Origin of the sequence: Corynebacterium lipophiloflavum DSM 44291 (assembly GCF_000159635.1) — a bacterium.
GTDB classification, from domain to species: domain Bacteria; phylum Actinomycetota; class Actinomycetes; order Mycobacteriales; family Mycobacteriaceae; genus Corynebacterium; species Corynebacterium lipophiloflavum.
Window position 1 is genome coordinate 1 of sequence record NZ_GG667199.1, and the last position, 1,813, is coordinate 1,813.

Sequence of the window (1,813 nt, forward strand, 5' to 3'; positions counted from 1 at the left end):
CGATCACATGGTTTCGCGATAATGTGCGCCGCATCCGACCTGACTACCAGCAGGCGGACCCGGTGGACACGCTGATTCACCGCCCTGGTGAGCAAATCCAGTGTGATCTGACTTTCCCCGCTGGCGGGATTCCCGACGGGTCCGGGCAGAAAGTGGCGTTTCCGGTGCTGGTGATGGTGGCGTCGTATTCGAGGTTCATGGCCGCGCGTGTGCTGCCGACACGCACGACCGCAGATCTTGTTGCAGGGATGTGGGCATTGTTGTCGACATCGTTTCAGGCCGTACCTGAGCAGTTGTTGTGGGACCGAGAGACTGGAATTGGGCAAAAGGCGCTCACCCAGCCGGTGCTGTCTTTTGCTGGCATTTTGGGCACCAGGATTCAGCAGGCTCCACCTCGTGATCCGGAAACTAAAGGCGTGGTGGAGCGGGCCAACGGGTATCTGAAGTCCTCGTTTTTCCCCGGCCGCGATTTCACGTGCCCAGCAGATGTCCAACGCCAGCTCGACGAGTGGATTACTGAGGTGGCTAACCAGCGTATCCACGCGACCACAAGGAAAATTCCGGCGGTGGCTTGGACAGTCGACAAGGCGCACATGGCCGCTTTGCCGCCGTATCCCCCGCAGATCGATGTGCTACGACAGGTGCGGCTGCCACGTAACTACTACGTCGCCGTCGACGCCAACCACTATTCAGTGGATCCGCGAATGATCAACCGAATTGTCACCGTCCACGCTGGCTTGGAGCAGGTGGTCGTGCGCGCCCCGGACGGGACGATCGTCGCCCGCCACGAACGGGTGTGGGGCACACATCAGACAATCACTGACCCGATGCACGCCGCCACCGCGAAGCAGATGCGCCGCCAACTGGCCACGCCACCTGTTTCACCGCAGGCGATCGAGGTCGAACAGGCAGACCTGAACATTTACGACCGGCTGACCGAACTGGAGGTAGAGTCATGACCCGTCCTCAACACACCACAATCGACTCCGAACTGGCGTATCTGGCCAGGGCGCTGAAGGCCCCACGAATCGGATCAGACTATGCGACCATCGCCGAGAAAGCACGCCAAGCGTCGTGGACCTACGAGGAATACTTGGCAGCGGTGCTGTCGGTCGAAGCGTCGGCCCGGGCGGAATCCGGCGCCGCAGGCCGGATAAAAAGGGCGGGCTTTCCCCAGATCAAAACGATTGACGAGTTCGACTTTTCCACCCAGCCCGCACTCGACCGGGCCCGTATCGCCCGGTTGGAAACCGGCGGATGGATCACCGAGGCCGCAAACGTCATCTTCCTCGGCCCGCCGGGCACCGGCAAAACGCACCTGGCAACTGGGTTAGGGGTCATCGCAGCCCGGCAAGGCTACCGGGTCGCTTTCGACACCGCCGCCGGATGGATCACCCGCCTGACCCAAGCCCACAGCATAGGCGGGCTGACAACATTGTTGGCCAAACTCAACCGCTACCACCTGCTCATCATCGACGAGGTGGGCTACGTCCCGATCGAGGCAGAAGCAGCGAACCTGTTCTTCCAGCTAGTGTCCAACCGATATGAGCGCGGCTCGTTGATCATGACGTCGAACCTGCCGTTCTCTCGCTGGGGCGAATGCTTCGGTGACGTCACCGTCGCCGCCGCGATGATTGATCGCATCGTCCATCACGCGGAAATCTTCACGCACACAGGCACCAGCTACCGAATCGCCGGCCGAGAAAGTGTACTACCGTCGATCACCGCACAACGTCAGGCAGAATAAGAAACACACGAAAATGGGCTACTTTTCGACCGTCGCAACTGGGCTACAATTCGACCGTCGCTAACA

General features: G+C 60.6%; 2 protein-coding genes. Both read left to right on the top strand.

Going from position 1 to position 1,813, the window contains the following annotated elements; genetic code table 11:
- Positions 1 to 23 precede the first annotated feature (23 nt).
- Positions 24 to 959 (top strand): Mu transposase domain-containing protein, encoded by a 936-nt coding sequence (locus HMPREF0298_RS10700; RefSeq protein WP_211205443.1) that lies wholly within the window; start codon positions 24 to 26, stop codon positions 957 to 959.
- Entirely contained in the window at positions 956 to 1,747 is a 792-nt protein-coding gene (gene istB, locus HMPREF0298_RS10705) for an IS21-like element helper ATPase IstB (RefSeq protein WP_006841214.1), read from the top strand. The genes HMPREF0298_RS10700 and istB overlap by 4 nt, the downstream gene beginning before the upstream one ends.
- Positions 1,748 to 1,813: the final 66 nt, after the last annotated feature.